The sequence below is a fragment of the Carnobacterium divergens genome, from assembly GCF_900258435.1.
Taxonomy (GTDB): Bacteria; Bacillota; Bacilli; order Lactobacillales; family Carnobacteriaceae; genus Carnobacterium; species Carnobacterium divergens_A.
The window spans coordinates 1,620,527-1,639,162 of sequence record NZ_LT992558.1 but is presented as its reverse complement, the minus strand read 5'-3'; the positions used below and the strand labels follow the sequence as shown (position 1 = coordinate 1,639,162).

The 18,636-nt window shown below is 37.6% G+C and carries 16 protein-coding genes; 2 read left to right on the top strand and 14 right to left on the bottom strand.

All coding sequences use genetic code 11. The features are described 5' to 3' along the window. Positions 1 to 78: 78 nt before the first annotated feature. The 4 genes from CDIMF43_RS08260 to CDIMF43_RS08245 form a co-directional block, all read right to left on the bottom strand. A complete protein-coding gene (locus CDIMF43_RS08260; protein WP_109841729.1) occupies positions 79 to 888 on the bottom strand; it encodes an ABC transporter ATP-binding protein in 810 nt (269 codons plus the stop codon). Further along, entirely contained in the window at positions 888 to 1,778 is an 891-nt protein-coding gene (locus CDIMF43_RS08255) for an ABC transporter permease (protein WP_109841728.1), read from the bottom strand. Before CDIMF43_RS08255 ends, CDIMF43_RS08260 begins: the two co-directional genes overlap by 1 nt. 21 nt (positions 1,779 to 1,799) lie before the next feature. Further along, complete coding sequence (gene trpX, locus CDIMF43_RS08250; RefSeq protein ID WP_109841727.1) at positions 1,800 to 2,783, bottom strand: tryptophan ABC transporter substrate-binding protein; 984 nt, start codon at positions 2,781 to 2,783, stop codon at positions 1,800 to 1,802. Positions 2,784 to 3,232: 449 nt separating this feature from the next. Next, positions 3,233 to 3,940, bottom strand: coding sequence for a carbonic anhydrase family protein (locus CDIMF43_RS08245; protein ID WP_109841726.1), 708 nt, complete (start codon positions 3,938 to 3,940; stop codon positions 3,233 to 3,235). 232 nt (positions 3,941 to 4,172) lie between these two features. On the opposite strand from CDIMF43_RS08245, the gene CDIMF43_RS08240 reads away from it, so the two are divergent. After that, a complete protein-coding gene (locus tag CDIMF43_RS08240) occupies positions 4,173 to 5,879 on the top strand; it encodes an NFACT RNA binding domain-containing protein (RefSeq protein WP_074402748.1) in 1,707 nt (568 codons plus the stop codon). Between the two features lie 23 nt (positions 5,880 to 5,902). On the opposite strand, the gene CDIMF43_RS08235 is transcribed toward CDIMF43_RS08240, so the two are convergent. After that, positions 5,903 to 6,484: a GyrI-like domain-containing protein gene (locus CDIMF43_RS08235; protein ID WP_152877031.1), complete on the bottom strand. Its 582-nt coding sequence runs from the start codon at positions 6,482 to 6,484 to the stop codon at positions 5,903 to 5,905. 314 nt (positions 6,485 to 6,798) lie between these two features. On the opposite strand from CDIMF43_RS08235, the gene CDIMF43_RS08230 reads away from it, so the two are divergent. Further along, positions 6,799 to 7,551, top strand: a complete 753-nt coding sequence (locus tag CDIMF43_RS08230; protein ID WP_162532927.1) for a glycerophosphodiester phosphodiesterase family protein — start codon at positions 6,799 to 6,801, stop codon at positions 7,549 to 7,551. Positions 7,552 to 7,619: 68 nt separating this feature from the next. Here the strand turns inward: CDIMF43_RS08230 and CDIMF43_RS08225 are convergent, their stop codons facing one another. The 9 genes from CDIMF43_RS08225 to CDIMF43_RS08185 all read right to left on the bottom strand — a co-directional run bounded on the left by CDIMF43_RS08225 (position 7,620) and on the right by CDIMF43_RS08185 (position 18,629). Next, positions 7,620 to 8,807, bottom strand: coding sequence for a multidrug effflux MFS transporter (locus CDIMF43_RS08225; protein WP_074402751.1), 1,188 nt, complete (start codon positions 8,805 to 8,807; stop codon positions 7,620 to 7,622). A gap of 204 nt (positions 8,808 to 9,011) precedes the next feature. Continuing rightward, positions 9,012 to 9,641, bottom strand: a complete 630-nt coding sequence (gene pyrE / locus CDIMF43_RS08220) for an orotate phosphoribosyltransferase (protein ID WP_109841724.1) — start codon at positions 9,639 to 9,641, stop codon at positions 9,012 to 9,014. Continuing rightward, positions 9,642 to 10,358, bottom strand: a complete 717-nt coding sequence (gene pyrF, locus CDIMF43_RS08215) for an orotidine-5'-phosphate decarboxylase (protein WP_109841723.1) — start codon at positions 10,356 to 10,358, stop codon at positions 9,642 to 9,644. 1 nt (position 10,359) lies between these two features. Then, complete coding sequence (locus tag CDIMF43_RS08210) at positions 10,360 to 11,277, bottom strand: dihydroorotate dehydrogenase (RefSeq protein ID WP_109841722.1); 918 nt, start codon at positions 11,275 to 11,277, stop codon at positions 10,360 to 10,362. Next, positions 11,277 to 12,050: a dihydroorotate dehydrogenase electron transfer subunit gene (locus CDIMF43_RS08205; RefSeq protein ID WP_109841721.1), complete on the bottom strand. Its 774-nt coding sequence runs from the start codon at positions 12,048 to 12,050 to the stop codon at positions 11,277 to 11,279. The genes CDIMF43_RS08210 and CDIMF43_RS08205 overlap by 1 nt, the downstream gene beginning before the upstream one ends. Positions 12,051 to 12,073: 23 nt before the next feature. Further along, a complete protein-coding gene (carB, locus tag CDIMF43_RS08200; protein ID WP_109841720.1) occupies positions 12,074 to 15,256 on the bottom strand; it encodes a carbamoyl-phosphate synthase large subunit in 3,183 nt (1,060 codons plus the stop codon). Continuing rightward, positions 15,249 to 16,337: a carbamoyl phosphate synthase small subunit gene (locus CDIMF43_RS08195; protein ID WP_109841719.1), complete on the bottom strand. Its 1,089-nt coding sequence runs from the start codon at positions 16,335 to 16,337 to the stop codon at positions 15,249 to 15,251. Before CDIMF43_RS08195 ends, carB begins: the two co-directional genes overlap by 8 nt. Before the next feature lie 3 nt (positions 16,338 to 16,340). Then, positions 16,341 to 17,627, bottom strand: coding sequence for a dihydroorotase (locus tag CDIMF43_RS08190; RefSeq protein ID WP_109842360.1), 1,287 nt, complete (start codon positions 17,625 to 17,627; stop codon positions 16,341 to 16,343). Between the two features lie 90 nt (positions 17,628 to 17,717). After that, positions 17,718 to 18,629: an aspartate carbamoyltransferase catalytic subunit gene (locus CDIMF43_RS08185; protein WP_109841718.1), complete on the bottom strand. Its 912-nt coding sequence runs from the start codon at positions 18,627 to 18,629 to the stop codon at positions 17,718 to 17,720. Positions 18,630 to 18,636 lie beyond the last annotated feature (7 nt).

Below are 18,636 nucleotides of genomic sequence, written 5' to 3'. Positions count from 1 at the left end.
AAAAATATAGTTGCATAACACAACGATATCCGTTGTATTATGCAACTATATTCTAAAACCTCTTTAAATACAATTTTTTTAACTTCCTAAAAGCATATCGTCTTTTAAATGCCCATCTTTCGTCGCCGTTTGGAACAGGTTCATCACATCATTTACAGAAAGTTGGGATTTTTTATCCCCAGTAATATCCACAACTACTTTGCCATAGTCTAACATAATTAAACGATTGCCATAGGTCAACGCGTCTTTCATATTATGCGTAATCATCAGCGTAGTTAACCCCTCATTTTGAATGCGTTGATTCGTTAAGTCCAGTACTACTTTTGCTGTCTTTGGATCTAATGCGGCTGTGTGTTCATCTAATAGTAAAATAGCTGGTTTTTTCAAAGTAGCCATCAATAACGTAATCGCCTGTCGTTGCCCACCTGAAAGCAATCCGATTTCACTATCAATTCTATTTTCTAAACCTAATCCTAATTGGGCTAGTTGCTCTTTAAAATAAGTTCGCTCTTTTTGAGTATTGCCTTTACGCAACGTTCTTTTTTGACCTCTGCGGTAAGCCATCGACATATTTTCTCCAACCGTCATTCGCGAAGCTGTCCCCATTCTTGGGTCTTGGAATACTCTACCAACCAATGCTGCTCGTTGGTGCTCTTTTAATTTTGTTACATCATTGCCTTCGATAGAAATGCGTCCTGCGTCAGGTAAAAAATTTCCAGCGATACTATTAAGCAGTGTGGATTTACCAGCACCGTTTCCACCGATAATGGTGATAAAGTCGCCTTCATTAACAGTTAAATCAATGCCTTTTAAAACTTGATTTTGATTAATCGTTCCTTTATTAAATGTTTTTTCGATATGTGATAAGGTTAGAATTTCTTGAGTCATTAGGCTTCCTCCTTTTTAGCAAAGAAATTTAAGTTTAGTTTTAAGCGTAGGCTTGGGAGTGCCAAACAAACAGCTAAAATGATAGCTGAAAAGAGTTTCAAATCATTTGGTTGTAAGCCAATAACTAACACGAAAGTAATAATCAAACGGTAGATAATCGCTCCAAGAATCACACAAATCAATCGATTTCCTAATGAGAGGTTGCCAAAAACGACTTCTCCGATGATAACTGAAGCTAATCCAATAACTATGGTCCCAATCCCCATGCTGATATCTGCATAGCCGTTATCTTGTGTGATTAACCCGCCAGCAAAAGCAATCATGCCGTTGGATAACATTAACGCTAAAATTTTAGTTTTATTTGTAGAAACACCTAGTGAACGAGCCATGATTTCATTGTCTCCAGTAGCAATTAAGGCTTGACCTAATTCTGTGTTAAAAAAGAGGATCAATAAAAGAATAACGACCACTACGATAATCAAACCAATTAAAATCGTATCAAATTGCGCTGGTAACTGTAAGGGGCGAAGCAGATCATTAAGCTTTTCCTTGCCAAGTAGGCTTAAATTAGCACGTCCCATAATTCGAAGATTAATGGAATACAAACCCGTCATCGTTAAAATTCCAGCTAGTAATCCTGGAATGTTGCATTTTGTAATTAAAAATCCTGTGATGGCCCCTGCCAACATGCCACTAATAAATGCGACTAGTGTTGCCACTATTGGATGAACACCTGATAATATTAACTTGGTACAAACGGCAGCACCTAAAGGAAAGGACCCTTCTGCTGTCATATCAGGTAAATCTAAAATTCTAAAGGTAATAAAAATTCCTAGCGCCATTACGCCCCATAATAATCCTTGTGAAGTTGCTGTAACGATTAAATTCATTTATTCTTCCTCCAATACTCATTAATTGATGATTGCGTGATCTAACATTTCTTTCGGAATGGTGATGCCTAGTTTTTCTGCTTTTTTAGGATTAATAATGGTATCTCCATGTTTTAAATATTCAATCGGTGTAGTTGCTGCTTTTTTCTTCCCTTTTAATAAATCAGCCGTCATTTTCCCCGTCATTTTTCCTAGTTCGTATTGGTTTAATCCAACGGTTGCTAACCCACCTTCAGCTACCATTGTATCGACAGCTGGAAATACAGGAATTCCTTTGGCATCTGTGACTGAAATTAAAGTATTCATGGCACTAGCCACGGTATTATCAGCGGGAACATAGATAGCATCAACTTTTTCAGCTAAGTTAGTGGCTACTTGATTAACATCATTAGTTGAAGAAACCGTTGCTGTAATAGGTTCTAAACCCGATTTTTTGGCTTCTTCTTCTGCTTGTTTGCCTTGAACAACTGAATTATCTTCACTTGATGAATAGATAATGCCTATTTTTTTAGCGTTTGGAAGAAGGGTTTTGATTAAGTTAAACTGTGCTTTGATTGGCGTTAAATCACTTACACCAGTAATGTTACCTCCTGGATGCTGATTGTCTGCCACTAATCCTGCACCTTTTGGATCTGTTACAGCACCTAAAACAATTGGGATTTCTTTTGAAGCATTTGCTAATGCTTGTGCTGAAGGTGTAGCAATTCCTACCATTACAGCAGCTTGTTCATTGGCAAAACGTTCACTCATTGTTTTTAAATTGCTTTGATCTCCTTGTGCATTTTGAAAATCAATTTTGATATTTTTTTTATCGACAAACCCTTCTTCTTTTAGAGCATCCATGATGCCTTCATAAATCTTATCCAGTGCTGGATGGCTCGTTAGTTGTAAAATTCCTACAATTGGAATCTCTTTTTCTTTTGTTGCTTGTTTTTTAGTTTCTGTTACAAACGCAACGCTTAACAGAATAACCAATACGGTAATAAAACCAATCATTTTTTTCATTGTTTTTCCTCCAATAAATTATTATTTCATTGTTTGATATCGTCTTTTTGCTTTGCCATCGTTGACTAGTCCATTGTCTCATTTATAAAACTCCTCTACCTATTTTATGAATAAAAAAACAGCTTCCCAATGAATAGAACCATTGTGGAAGCTGTTTTTAGCAAAACAAAAACCACATAGAATCAGGGTATCCGTTTCTATGCGGTGGAATTTTAATGTAAATTCTCAAATAAACCAACATAGATACAAGTTCAGAAAGTCTGTCTGAAGGCTGCATCTATGAGTACTCTCATGAAATCCAACCTATCTATTTTGGCTTTGCCAATTGCGATTTAATTGTTTTAGATTCGTTGGTGTTGTTTTCATGTGTGGCACTCCTTTGTTTTCTTTGATAAATCAATCTTACTATGTTTCAATCTTATTTGTCAAGCAGATTTCACTAATTAAGGCTAGTTGTCTGCTAAATAAACGGGCCGCCCTTTTCTTTCTTGAACAGGACGATTGGTTTTGCCAATCTGCTCCTCAAAAGCTTTTAAAAGTCCTTGGCGCATGTAAACGGGCATTTTAAATACAAGCCATTCAACGGGACCTTCTGTTGGCGGTGTTGTAAGGGACCCACTATAATTAAAAAAAGTACGTTTTTCAGGCAACAATTGTGTTAACAGAATAGGAACTATAAATCCTCTAGCTGCATTTCTTGGATTTAATGCAATGTTATCAATTTTCGCTAATTTTTTATTTAAGGGCACTTGAGTAGGTTCTGCTACGACGCCAATAACGAGCAACTCGTTTTTTGCTGAACGATGAACAAGGTGCATTTCTAAAGGAAATTGCTGACTGTTAATCAAATGTTCGCTAGGTAGATGAAAATGGATATCTTCTAATGTATAACGTTTATGATTAAAGACTACGTGATTGATTTTTTCTCCTGCCACAGGATTTAAATGGACCGTATGATTAAAAAAGGAGGATCTAAAATTTGTTGCGTGGTAATCAAAATCAAGTAGATTTCCATCCATCGCAGCTGTAACCTCTGCTTCTTTTAAATTAATAGGCGATTGTAAACTTTCATTTTCAGCTTTATGAAAAATCGCACAGATATTTTTCCAATTTTCAGGACCTCTGGGGCCTTCTTCGTAGAACCAATCCAAAATCATTCCTCCTAAAATACACAAACTTTCGTTTATTTTACCTTTTTTACAAAAAAAAAGTCAACTAATATTGTTTGAAGACTCTCTTATTTTTTCTTTATCATAAGAAGTAAGGCATTTTTATCCTCCATATACTTTTAGTGAAATAAACGTTATAATAAGAGTGTTGGCGACAAAAAAAGAAATTTTTTTTGATTGTTATTTATGCCTATTCAATTAATGAAAGTGAGGAAATCCTATGTCATTTGATGGAATTTTCACTCATGCCATGGTCGATGAATTAAAGAGTTTGTTAAAAAACGGACGCTTGTCAAAAATTCATCAACCTTATCAAAGTGAAATTATTTTAGTGATGCGCGCAAACGGTAAAAACCACCGTGTGTTATTGTCTGCTCATCCAAGTTACGCAAGAATACAAGTTACACAGATTCCATATGAAAACCCAAATACACCGCCTAATTTTTGTATGTTATTGAGAAAGCAATTAGAAGGAGCAATTTTAGAGGATATCCAGCAAATTGGCAATGACCGGATTATTCATTTTACCTTTAAAAGTCGGGATGAAATTGGCGATATCCATAACGTTGTTTTAATTGTTGAGTTAATGGGACGCCATAGTAATATTTTCTTAATCGACCAAGAATCAAAACGTATTATTGACTGTATTAAACATGTCCCAGCAAGCTTAAATAGCTACCGATCTGTTATGCCGGGTGCTACCTATCTAAATCCACCTCATCAAGATAAATTAAACCCTTTTACCGTTACGAAACAAGAAATTAGCGAAACGTTAGATTCAGCTTCAGAATTGTCCATTCAAAGACAACTTCAAACGACGTATCAAGGAATTGGCGGAGATACAGCCGCTGAAATAATTTTTCGAAGTGAAAGTAATCTAGCTTTATTACCGGAGGTTTTTGTAAGTTTAATTAGCGAAGTTAAAGATGGCAATGCAACACCAACATTAACGACTAACACACAAAAAGATTTCTTTACCCCTACCCCATTTTTAAGTTTGGAGGGGGAACAAAAAACCTTTCCGTTACTAAGTGAATTATTAGATGCTTACTATGGCGGGAAAGCTGAAAAGGATCGTGTTCACCAGCAAGGATCTGAATTGATTCGATTGGTAAACAATGAATTGCAAAAAAATGTGAAAAAGTTAGAAAAATTGCATAAAACAATGGCTGAAACGGAATTGGCAGATGATTATCGAATTAAAGGTGAAATTTTAACCGCCTATCTTCATGAATTTAAACGCGGGGCACCAGAGATTAAACTGCCCAACTTCTATGAAGAAGATGCTCCTATTACAATCAAATTGGATATTCGAAAAAATCCTTCTCAAAATGCACAAAAATATTTTGCAAAATATCAAAAACTTAAAAATGCCATTGCTTATGTGACCGAGCAAATTGATTTAACGATGGGAGAAATTGATTATTTAGAATCGGTTTCTACTCAGTTATCTTTAGCAACGCCAAAAGATGTGGCTGAAATTAAGGAAGAATTGACGCAGGTTGGTTATCTTAAAAAGAAAAAAACTAAGAAAAAACAAATGAAAGCACAAAAAAGCAAGCCTGAAAAATACCATGCAACAGATGGAACCGTCATTTTAGTCGGGAAAAACAATTTACAAAATGACGAATTAACACTTAAATTGGCAAGAAAAAGTGATATTTGGCTTCACACAAAAAACATTCCCGGTTCTCATGTCATTATTCAACATGCAGACCCTAGTGAAGAAACCATTCTTGAAGCTGCCAATATTGCGGCTTACTATTCGAAGTCACAACTTTCAGCACTTGTACCAGTCGATTACGTACCCGTTAAAGCCATTCGGAAACCAAATGGAGCCAAACCTGGCTTTGTGATTTACGAAGGTCAAAAGACGGTCTATGTAACGCCTGATAAGGAACTGGTTGAATCATTGCGTGTAAATTAAAAAAAACGACCTAATTAGTTAAATTAGGTCGTTTTTTCTATTTCAAAAGATAGAACGGTTTTTAATTGTTCAGGAGTATGATTTCTAAAATCAGCTACATAAATCTCTTCGTAATCTTTTCCAACTCGTTGGTATCCTTTACTTTGACAATAGTGTGTCATTTTGTTTAAACAATCTTCTTCTGTGTGGTAAGAACCTTTATGTAGACAAAAAACACGTAACGTGGGTTCGGGTTGTTCTAAAAAGAACTGATGCGTTAAATTATTTTTACTTAACACGGCTTGCTGAAGTAGTTTTTCATTGATAAACCGAGGTTGACGAATCATCAATTGAAAATCAATTTGTTCGCCAACATCCGATTGAATCCAACGACATTCAATTGGAAAAAGTTGATAATCTGGATTTTTATTTGTTTGATTTGATTTCAATTTGATTGCTTTTGAAACGGCAAGCACCCATTCCATTTCTTCAATAAAGCTTTCTTTTTGAAGTGGGTTTGATCGCTTAATTATCAAATATTGAAAAGCAGGTTTTTTTAGAATATAGGGATCCGTTGTTGGGAAATAAAATTGTTTTTCTACCTTACGCCAGTCGTAGTAGGTCACTTTATCGTCTCCTTTTTGGTTAAATGGGTTATTTCTTATCGAAGAATAACTCTTACCAGTATACTTAACTTTTATTTAAAAAACAGTAACTTCTTTTTTTATCTTTTTTTTGTTACACTATTCTAATGGAAGGTGATCAAATGAAAGTCTTATTTTACACTTGGGGGCTTGTTATTTTAAAGCTACTCTTTTTATTTTTTTTCTTATGTTTCTTTTTTTCACCTCTAGATGGTCCTAGATCGAAAAATGTCAAAATTGAATCTCGGATTCCGTCCAACACTGCCCCACTTAGCTTTCCACAAGGAGTATTGGGCGTGCCTAAATCCAATTCGAAAATAATTGCCCACAGGGGCTACAAAGCTGGAGGCGTTGAAAATACACTTTCATCCATTCAAGCAGCCCTCCCTTATAAGCCTGCCTATATTGAATTAGATGTTCGGCAAACAAAAGATGAACATTTTATTTTAATGCATGATGCAAGTTTGAAACGGTTAGCGCGTAAAAAGAAAAAAGTTCATCAATTAACACTTGCAGAATTAAATAAACTGACGTTGAAACAAAATAATTTTCAAGCGCCGATTGCAACATTGGAAGAAGCAATTGACTTAGCTAAAACTGCGAAGCAACCTCTTTTATTAGATATTAAAACAAGTAAACAAGACAGTTTAGATATGCCTAAACAATTAGCTGATTTATTGGCAGAAAAAGACGTTGTTGATTCCTATTTGATCCAATCCACCAATGAAGCTTTTTTGAATCAGGTTAAAGAAGTCAATCACGATATACAAGTTGGCATGATTGTTTCAATGTTACCTAGTAAAGAATATCCAGCTTTCCAATTTTTAACCTTAAAACATACTATGGCAGCTCCTGAATTTTTTGAAAGCAAACAACCGATCTTTTTGTGGACTGTTGACGAACCAGCTGAATTTAATCAGTATTTATCAACTACGGCCCATGGCATCATTACAGACAATGCGTTGATGGCTAATTCGATGGAACAGCGAGGGACGATGAATGCTATGATGACTTCTTATATTGATGTGATTCAAAAAAATGAAATATGATAGAAAAAACGATCAAAATCTTAGGTGATTTCGATCGTTTTTTAGTTATTCTTAAAACATAATCTAAACTACTTGCTAGTCAACTTTTTTGCTAATTTCAACATCATGAGACCAATTAGCAAAAAATAGCAAGGCATTGCCCAGAGCGTTCCATTGTGAACAAAGCTCATGCCAAACGTAACCATACTGACCAATAGATAGTATCCTAAACTAAACAATCCACCAGCAGATCCAATGACATCCTGAAAATCCACTAACGCAAGACTTAAACAATTAGGTAAAGCCGTTCCTGTTCCAAGTAACGTGATAAAAATCCCCACTAGCAACATGATCCATTGCCATTCTGGAACAAAAAAAGTTGACACACTAACAGCTAAAAGAATACTTATGCCTACCAGCATTATTTTGATTCCATCTAAAATAATTTTTTCTGGTTGTCTACTTGTGACTAAACGCTTTGACAAAAGTGAACCTAAAATACTTGCTACTGCGACAATCATTCCAAGGAAGCCATAGCTAGCTGTTGAAAAATGAAAATACTCAATAAAAATAAATGGCGCTTCTGCATAGTAACTAAATAAAATGCCATTGATTGTTCCAATCAAAAAACCATAAATCAAAACGTGTTGGTTTTTTAAAAAGCGTTTTACAATAGGAAGCAATTTCACTTTTGATCGTTGCTTAACATCATAGGTCTCGCCTAAGCGAAAATAAGCATAGCTAAAAACGAAAAGACTCATTATAACCAATCCAAAAAAGACAGCTCGAAATCCCCAAAATTGGTCTACTACTCCACCAATTAAAGGACCAATAGCAGGTGTAAAGGCTAGTGCTGCAGAAATTTGAGCAAATAAAGTATGTCGTCTCAAACCATTTGTGCTTTCTCTTAAAATGGTTTGGGTAACAACTGAACCTGTGCTTGCTCCAAAAGCTTGTATAAAACGGGCAGCTAATAAGAATTCAATTGATTTTGCTTGAAAACATAGCAAACTACCAATTCCGTAAAGAATCACACCATATAGAATTGCAGGGCGACGTCCAATAAAATCAGAAACAATTCCCCAGCAAAAGACTCCTAAGGCAAAAGCTAAAAAATAAATACTTAAGGTTAGCTGTACCGTTCCTAGTGTCGTCTCAAAATCACTTGCGATGTCTGGCAAGGAAGGTGTAAAAATCGTTTCGCTGATTTGTGGAAAACCAACTAAAACAATGAGTAATAATAAAGATGGTGCTTGAGTTGTGATGCTTTTTTTCAAAATAACTCCTCCTAATAATGATTAAAGGGTTGAAAAAAAACATCTCACTGCGGGAAGCGGCGGGAGCATAATTAATATTAACTTATAGGTATTCATCATCTCACTCACCTCTTTGCTCTTTTTATTTTAATTATTAGCTAGTTTACCATATTTTTTCATCAGGAACAATCTAGTATCTCAACTAATTTAAGTGACGGGCTCTTCTTATTTTTTCCAATTAGTTGGATCTTGCTTCCACTCTTTTAATAAATTTAAGTCATTCGCTTCAATCGTTCCAAGCTCTAACGCAACGTCAATCAGAGTAGAATAATTGGTTAAGGTTGCAAAGGATAATTGATGCTTTTTAAAATTTTCAATCCCTTTTGGCAATTCGTATGTAAAGATGGCGGCTGCCCCTATTACATCTGCACCTTCATTTTTTGCAGCCACAGCCGCATCAATCACACTTCCACCAGTGGAAATCAAGTCTTCAATGATGACCATTTTTTGGTTTTTAGTAATGCGTCCCTCGATTTGATTGCCTTTGCCGTGGTCTTTTGCTTTGCCACGAATGTACACCATTGGCAAATCTAATAGCTCTGCAACCCATGCAGCGTGAGGAATTCCAGCTGTAGCCGTACCAGCAATTACTTCTGCTTCAGGATAATCACGCTTAATCAGTTCTGCTAAGCCCCTTGCAATTTCACGTCGTACGCTTGGGTAGCTCATCGTAATTCGGTTATCGCAATAAATAGGGCTTTTAATCCCACTTGCCCATGTATATGGTTCATTTGGACTTAAACTTACTGCTTTTATTTCTAATAAATCTTGGGCAATCTTTTTTTCAATCGACATTTATGCTTCGACTCCATTCCATTGATTTTTTATTGTATGATAGCTTTTAACAGGATCTGCTGCTTGGGTAATAGGGCGACCTACCACGATAAAACTCGAACCTGCTTCCCTTGCACGACTTGGTGTTGCAACACGTTTTTGATCGCCTTTTTCATCCCCACTTGGACGAATTCCAGGTGTTACACATAAGAATTCATTTGATGTATTTTCTTTAATCAGTTGAGCTTCTAAAGCTGAACAAACCACGCCATCGAGTCCTGCACTTTGAGTTAATTTAGCATAATGAATCACGCTTTGAAGCAAGGGTACTTGAATTAATTGTTCTGTCCGCATAGCTTCTTGTGTCGTAGAGGTTAATTGTGTTACGGCAATCAAACTAGGGCGTTGGCTTCCAGTCGGCGTACCAGCTATTATCCCACTCATAGCAGCTTCCATCATTTGTTTTCCTCCAGCAGCATGGACATTAATCATATCGACATCCAATGCGGCCAAACCTTTCATTGAACGTTCAACTGTATTTGGAATATCATGTAATTTTAAATCTAAGAAAATTTGATGACCTAAGCTTTTCATCCATTTAACGACTTCTGGTCCGTTCTGGTAATACAATTCCATTCCAACTTTAACAAATAGTTGTTCATCCTTAAAATGGGTTAAAAAATTTTTTATTTCTTCGCTTGTTGAAAAATCCAATGCGATAATTGGTTTTGTTTGCATGTTATCTTCCTTCCCTTACTTCTTTAATGAGTGCTTCTAGCGAAGATATTCCAAGTTCATCCATTCGTCTTGGCAGCTCTTCAATCAGTTTAGGGCAAATCATAGGATCTGTAAAGTTGGCTGTTCCAACAGCCACTGCACTTGCTCCCGCCATAAACATTTCTAGCACGTCATCAACTGTATAAATGCCTCCCATTCCGATTATAGGAATGTTCACGCTGTGACTCACTTGATGAATCAAGCGAATGGCAACAGGTTTGATGGCTGGTCCTGATAAACCGCCTGTCTTATTTGCTAAAATGGGTTGCTTTGTTTTTAAATCGATGCGCATGCCTAATAATGTGTTAATCATTGAAATCCCATCAGCTCCAGCTGCTTCTACTGCTTTTGCAATTGGTACAATGTCGGTTACATTTGGTGAGAGTTTGACATAAATTGGCACACTGGATACTGCTTTAACTGCTTGAGTCAAATCAAAGATGACTTTTTCATCTGTTCCAAAGGCAATCCCCCCATGTTTTACATTAGGACAAGATACATTTAGTTCAATTGCCGTTACATTCGGTGCTTTTGAAATTTCTCGACATACTTCTACATAATCTTCTTTTGTTGATCCTGCCACATTGGCAATAATCGGGACATCGTATTGCTCTAGTTTAGGGAGTTTCTCTGTTAAAATCACCTCTAATCCTGGATTTTGGAGGCCGATGGCATTTAACATGCCACTTGTCGTTTCAGCAACACGCGGCGTTGGATTACCAAAACGAGGTTCTAGGGTACAAGCTTTCACCATGATAGAGCCTAATTGATTTAAATCGAAATATTTGGCATATTCTTCACCAAAACCAAAACATCCACTTGCCGGCATAATTGGATTTTTTAACTCTAACCCAGGTAAGCTAATAGCTAAACGATTCATTATAAAACCACCTCTCCCACTTTAAAAACGGGTCCTTCGTCACATACTTTAAAACTTGATTGACCAGTAGGATCTGATTTTTTAGGGCAAACACAAGCATAGCATGCCCCCATCCCGCAAGCCATGCGCGCTTCTAAGGATAAAAAGGCATTCTGATTCTCATAACGATTTTCAACAGCCATTAATAAGCCTCTTGAACCGCAAGCATAGACAGCATTCGGTTTTTCTTGCAAGGTATCCAATAAGTGACCCACATGTCCATGTTTCCCCTTAGAACCATCATCTGTTGCTAAATGAATGTCGCCTAATTTAGAAAATTCTTTTTCGTAAAAAATGACGTCTTTAGTTGCAAAACCAAAAATATGTTTCACTTCCACGCCTTTTTTAACAAGTTGTTTTGAAAGTTCATATAAAGGAGGAACGCCAATTCCCCCACCAATAATATAAGCTGTTTGTCCTTTTTCAACAGTTTCCAATGAAAAGCCATTGCCAAGTGGTCCCATTACATCAAGGGAATCGCCACCTTTTAAAAGACTTAACTTTTCTGTCCCAGCCCCTTCAATTCGGTAAATAATGGAACATTCATTTCGTTCAGGTACAATTTCTGCAATGCTGATGGGTCTTCTAAGGAGAAGGTCAGCTTGTGGAACTAAAATATGCAAAAATTGACCAGGAATATGCATTTCTTTAACGAGATCACCTGTTAAACGCATTTCAAAAATCTTAGGTGCAAGTTGTTTTTGATCAACAACCGTCATGAGTTCTTGTAACATAAAATTCCTCCTAACAAGTTTGACTATAAGGGTGCTGTATCGAATGAGCGTGATTCTAAGACTTTTAAAATCGCATTCGCTGTATCTAACGAGGTGAACAACGGTACACCATGTTCAACTGCTTCACGGCGAATTAAAAATCCGTCGGTTTGCACTTCTTTATCCCGTCCCATTGTGTTTACAACCACTTGCAAACGATTTTGTCTGATGGCATTTAACACATTTTTTTCGTCTTCATTTGCTGAGATTTTATCCACTTCTTTTACTTGAATGCCTTTGTGTTTGAAATAATTAGCAGTTCCTGTAGTTGCCATAATTTGGTACCCAATTGCATTAAAACGTTTGGCTAATAAGACAGCTTCTTCTTTGTCTTCATCCGCAATGGTGAATAGGACGGTTCCGTAATCAGCTAAATGAAGGTTGCTTCCCTCAAAAGCTTTGTACAAGGCTTTTTCTAGTGTTTTATCTGTTCCCATTACTTCGCCAGTAGATTTCATTTCAGGTCCTAAGTTTGTATCCACACTAAGCAATTTGGCGAATGAGAAGACAGGCGCTTTTACATGGACGCGATTCGATTCTGGGTATAAACCGCTTTGGTAGCCTTGTTTAGCTAAGGACTCTCCTAAGATACAATGGGTTGCTACTTGTGCCATCGGAATACCTGTGACTTTACTTAAGAAAGGCACGGTTCGGCTTGCTCGTGGGTTTACTTCTATGACATAAACTTCTTCTTCAAAAATAACAAATTGGATATTCATCATGCCGATACAATTTAATCCAAGTGCCAATCGCTTGGTATAATCAACGATTTTTTGTTTTAGCTCTTCGCTTAATTGTTGTGGCGGGTAAACGGCCATCGAATCTCCAGAATGGACGCCAGCTCGCTCGATATGCTCCATAATTCCTGGAATCAATACGTCTGTTCCATCACTAATGGCATCGACTTCGCATTCTTTTCCAAGTAAATAACGGTCGATTAAAACGGGATGCTCGGGAGAAGATTTTACAGCATTTCCCATATAGTTTTCTAAGTCTTTTTGATTTTCAACAATTTCCATTCCTCGTCCACCTAAGACGTAGCTTGGTCGAACCAAAACAGGATACCCAATTTCATTGGCTATCGTGACAGCTTCCGTTGTACTTAAGGCAGTTGCACCAAGTGGTTGTGGTATGTTTAGTTCTTGTAGGGCTTGCTCGAATAAATCTCGATTTTCAGCTCGATCTAGATCTTCCACACTTGTTCCTAAAATATGAATGCCTAATTTGGTTAAGGGTTCAGCAAGATTAATGGCCGTTTGTCCGCCAAATTGAACGATAACGCCTTTTGGTTTTTCCAACCGAATAACATGCATCACGTCTTCGACTGTTAAGGGTTCAAAATACAATTTATCTGAAATTGAGAAATCTGTTGAAACGGTTTCGGGATTGCTATTCATAATAATGGCTTCATAGCCTAATTTCTGGATAGCTTTAACCGAATGAACGGTAGCGTAGTCAAATTCAACTCCTTGCCCAATTCGAATGGGACCTGATCCAATAATCAAAATGGATTCTTTTTCAGTAACGATGCTCTCATTTTCTTCTTCGTAGGTGCTGTAAAAATAAGGCGTTGTAGATTCAAACTCCGCTGCACAAGTATCAACCATTTTGTAAACAGGAACAATCTCATTTTGGTAGCGTAATTCGGCTACTTCATTCGTTTTTTTCTGCCATAACTCTGCAATGACGCTATCTGAAAAACCATACTCTTTTGCCATTTTCAAAGTAGCGATATTTTCTGGTTGGGCTTGTAGTTCGTTTTCAATTTCTACAATATGCAACAATTTGTCTAAGAAAAACAAATCAATTTTTGTTAATTCGGCTAATTCTTCAATTGTGTAGCCTCGTCTAATTCCTTCTACTAAATAAAACAAACGATCGTCTTGAGCTTTAATCATTTTTTCAACTAATGCTTCATCACTGACTTTTTTGGCAGCAGGGATTGAAACATGAAGGGCTCCAATTTCTAAAGAGCGCACGGCTTTTAAAAGGGACTCTTCAATTGTTCGACCAATCGCCATTACCTCGCCAGTTGCTTTCATTTGGGTTCCTAGTTTACGATCGCCATTTTCAAATTTATCAAAAGGCCATCTTGGGATTTTGGTTACCACATAATCTAAAGCCGGTTCAAATTGCGCATAGGTTGTTCCAGTCACTGGGTTTTTCATTTCATCCAATGTTAAGCCAACTGCAATTTTGGCTGCTAGCTTAGCAATTGGGTAACCCGTAGCTTTACTTGCAAGTGCGGAAGAACGACTCACTCTTGGATTAACTTCGATAATATAATATTGGAAGCTATTTGGATCAAGGGCTAACTGAACATTACATCCTCCCTCAATTCCCAAGGCACGAATAATTTTTAGGGAAGAATCTCGTAACATCTGGTACTCGACATCAGATAACGTTTGACTTGGAGCAACCACAATCGAATCCCCTGTGTGAATCCCAACTGGATCAAAATTTTCCATGTTGCACACAACCATCGCATTGTCATGACTGTCTCGCATCACTTCATATTCGATTTCTTTAAAGCCTGCAATGCTCATTTCGACTAAACATTGATTAGCAGGTGAAAGCTTTAATCCATTAGCTACGATTTCTTCCAGTTCTTTTAAGTTGTCACAAATTCCGCCACCTGTTCCCCCTAAGGTAAAAGCAGGTCGAACAATTAATGGAAATCCAACTTGTTCTGAAAATTTAACCGCTTCAGCAACCGTATGAACAATGTCACTTTCAGGAACGGGCTCGCCAAGTTGATGCATTAATTGCCTAAATAAATCGCGGTCTTCCGCTTGGTCAATTGCACTTAATTTTGTCCCCAACAATTCGATGGACAACTCTTCTAAGATGCCAGAGTTGGCTAATTCCATGGCCATATTTAAGCCCGTTTGCCCTCCTAAGGTTGGTACGATTGCGTCAGGCAACTCTTTTCTAAGGATACTAGATACAAATTCCAAGGTAATCGGTTCAATGTAAACTTTATCTGCAATCTCTTGATCCGTCATAATAGTTGCTGGATTTGAGTTGATTAAAACAACTTCATATCCCTCTTCTTTTAATGCTAAACAGGCTTGTGTGCCGGCATAATCAAATTCGGCCGCTTGTCCAATGACAATTGGTCCGGAACCGATTACTAATATTTTCTTTAAATCACTTCTTTTAGGCATCCGATTGTTGCTCCTTTCCAGCGTCGATTAATTCCATAAATTGATCAAATAAATGAACCGCATCATGTGGGCCCGGTGCTGCATCTGGATGAAATTGAACACTGAAAACTGGATGATCCCGGTGTTTGATTCCTTCAACGGTTCCATCGTTTAATTCAGTATGAGTCACAATTAAATCGGTTCCCGCTATTGTTTTATGATCTACTGCGTACCCATGATTTTGAGAGGTGAAGTCAATGCGTCCAGTCGCAATCTCTTTTACTGGATGATTAAAACCACGATGACCAAATTTTAATTTAAACGTATCGGCTCCATTTGCCAGTGCAATCAGTTGGTGCCCTAAACAGATACCGAAAATCGGCACCTTTCCTTGAATCCCTCGAATCATCTCTAGCGCTGTTGGGACATCTTTTGGATCTCCAGGACCGTTTGTTAACATCACGCCATCCGGTTGTAAATCTAAAATAGTTTGGCTGTCTGTATCGTAGGGTAAAACCGTTAAGTGACAATTTCGGTTGCTTAATTCTCTTAAAATACTGTGCTTTAGGCCAAAATCAATTACAACAATATTTCGACCGTTCCCTGGACTTGGGTATGCTTTTGTAGTTGACACTTGAGCGACTTGATTCGTTGGCAAGACAATCGCTCTTAACTGATCAAAAGCATGTTCTAGGTCTTTTGTATCATTCGTAATCATGCCCTTAATCGTTCCTTTATCTCTTAGAAGTCGGGTTAATTTTCTTGTATCAATTCCAGATATCCCTGGGATGTTGCGTTTTTTTAGAAATTCGTCTAGGGTCATTTGGTTACGCCAATTCGATGCAACTCGCGCATGCTCCTTTACAATAACACCTTTACAAGTAGGTTCAATGGACTCGAAATCGTCCCGATTAATGCCGTAATTGCCTACAAGTGGAAATGTAAAAGCAATCATTTGACCATTGTAGGACTGATCCGTAATCGTTTCTTGGTAACCTGTCATCCCGGTTGTAAAGACTACTTCTCCGGTTACTTCTTGCGGTGCTCCAAATCCTTTGCCTTTAAATATTGTGCCATCTTCTAGTAATAATAAGCGATCCATTGATTATGCCCCTTTCGAATAGACTAGTTTTCCGTCAACTATGGTCATTTCTGTTAAGCCTGATACCGTCCATCCAATAAATGGTGTGTTGCTTGCTAGTGATTTAAAATCAGCTGCATCGATGACTTCTTCTTCTTCAAGATTGAAAAAGGCCAAGTCGGCTGTTTCGCCAACAGCGATTCTTCCTGAATTTAATTGGAAAACGTCGCTTGGTTTGGTGCTCATCCATTCAATCAGTTGAGTGAAGGTTACAATTCCCGTTTTTACAAAATGGGTATACATTAAAGCAAAAGCCGTTTCGATACCGACAATTCCAAAGGGGGAAGTTAACATAGAAGCTTCTTTTTCTTCCTTGCCGTGGGGGGCATGGTCCGTTGCAATAAAATCAAGTGTTCCATCTAATAATCCTTCAAGTAAAGCTGCTTGATCGTCTTCACCTCTCAGTGGTGGATTCATTTTATAAATGCCAGTGTCTCCAGGGATATCGTCTTCACAGAGTAGTAAATGATGAGGAGTAACCTCTGCAGTTACGTGAATTCCTGCTCGTTTAGCATCGCGAATAACCCGCACACTTTCTTTTGTTGAAACATGACAGACATGATAATGAGCCCCAGTTGCTTCACTTAATAACACATCTCGAGCAATTTGAGACGCTTCAGTAATGCTTAAAATCCCTGGTAAATTTAGTTTTTCAGACATGCCACCTTGATGCATGACGCCTCCAAATAATAAGGAATCATCTTCTGTGTGAGCGACAATGGCTACGTTATTTTTGGCGGCTTCTTGCATGGCTAAATACATTGTACCTGCCGTTTGAACTCCAACGCCATCATTTGTAAAGGCAAATGCGCCTTCTTTAATTAATGCTGCTTGGTCTACAAGCTCTTCACTTTTTAAACCGGTTGTAATGGGTGCATATTGCAACACCTTTATGACCGCATCGTCTTTAATTTTTTGTTGTATGGCAGCGAATTTTCCTGGTGTATCTGGAACCGGATTGGTATTCGGCATGGCACACACCGTTGTAAATCCTCCTCGTGCAGCCGCTAAACTTCCTGAGGCAACGGTTTCTTTATACGTGAATCCTGGTTCTCTTAAATGAACATGGACGTCTACTAAGCCGGGCGTCACTAGACTTCCCTTAGCGTCAATGATTTTATCGGCTGTTAAGCCTATTTTTTCTAACTCTAGCCCGATTGCCTCGATTTTAGTGTCTTTAATTAGCAATTCAATAGGTTCTAATGTATCCTTATGAGTTAGCATTTTTGCATTTTTTATCCATGTGATCATTTTTAAACCGCCTCTTTCCATTCCAAATTTTTTTATTCGCATAAAATCAGCAACAAATTCAACCATCGAACCTGTTGCTGATTCATCTCTTTATAAAACTGCTTCTAAAATTGCCATTCTTGTGTATACACCATTAGTCATTTGTTGAACAATACGTGAACGCTCACACTCGACTAACGTTCCTTGCAGTTCAACATCGCGATTAACAGGCGCTGGGTGCATGATAATCGCCATTTCTTTCATTTTTTGTTCTCTTTCTTCTGTTAATCCGTGCATTGCAAGGTATTTTTCTTTTGAAAAGTTGCCATAATATTCATGGCGTTCGTGTTGAACACGTAACAACATCATGACGTCAACAAGTGGTGCAAGTTCATCTATTGGAAGATAGGTGCCAAATTCGTCAAAAGCTGGATCATACCATTCTTCTGGACCTGAAAAATAGACTTCTGCTCCTAGTCGTTTTAACATTTGCATGTTAGAATTGGCTACTCTTGAATGCGTTAAATCGCCTACGATGGCTACTTTTAATCCTTCAAAACGACCGAATTCTTCATAAATTGTCATCAAATCTAGTAGACACTGGCTTGGGTGTTGTCCACTTCCATCACCGCCGTTTACGACGGCTAATTTAATTCCAGTACTAGCAATCAATTCTTCGTAATAAGCTTCGTCTCCGTGTCGAATAACAGCGACGTCCACTCCTAAGGCATCCATTGTTAAGACGGTATCATACAGCGTTTCTCCTTTATTCACACTACTAGTAGAAACTTCAAAATCAATGATATCGATGCCTAATTTTTTTTCAGCCATTTCAAAACTTTTATGGGTTCGGGTACTATTTTCAAAAAAAAGGTTGACTGCATATTTTTGCTCTGGCGGCGCGTATACGGCACCTTTTTTAAATTCTCCAGCGCGTTTGATTAAGGCCATTACCTCTTTATTTGATAGTGCTTCAACAGATACAAGATTCTCTAAATGTAATTTTTGAATAGTTGTTGTCATATGATTT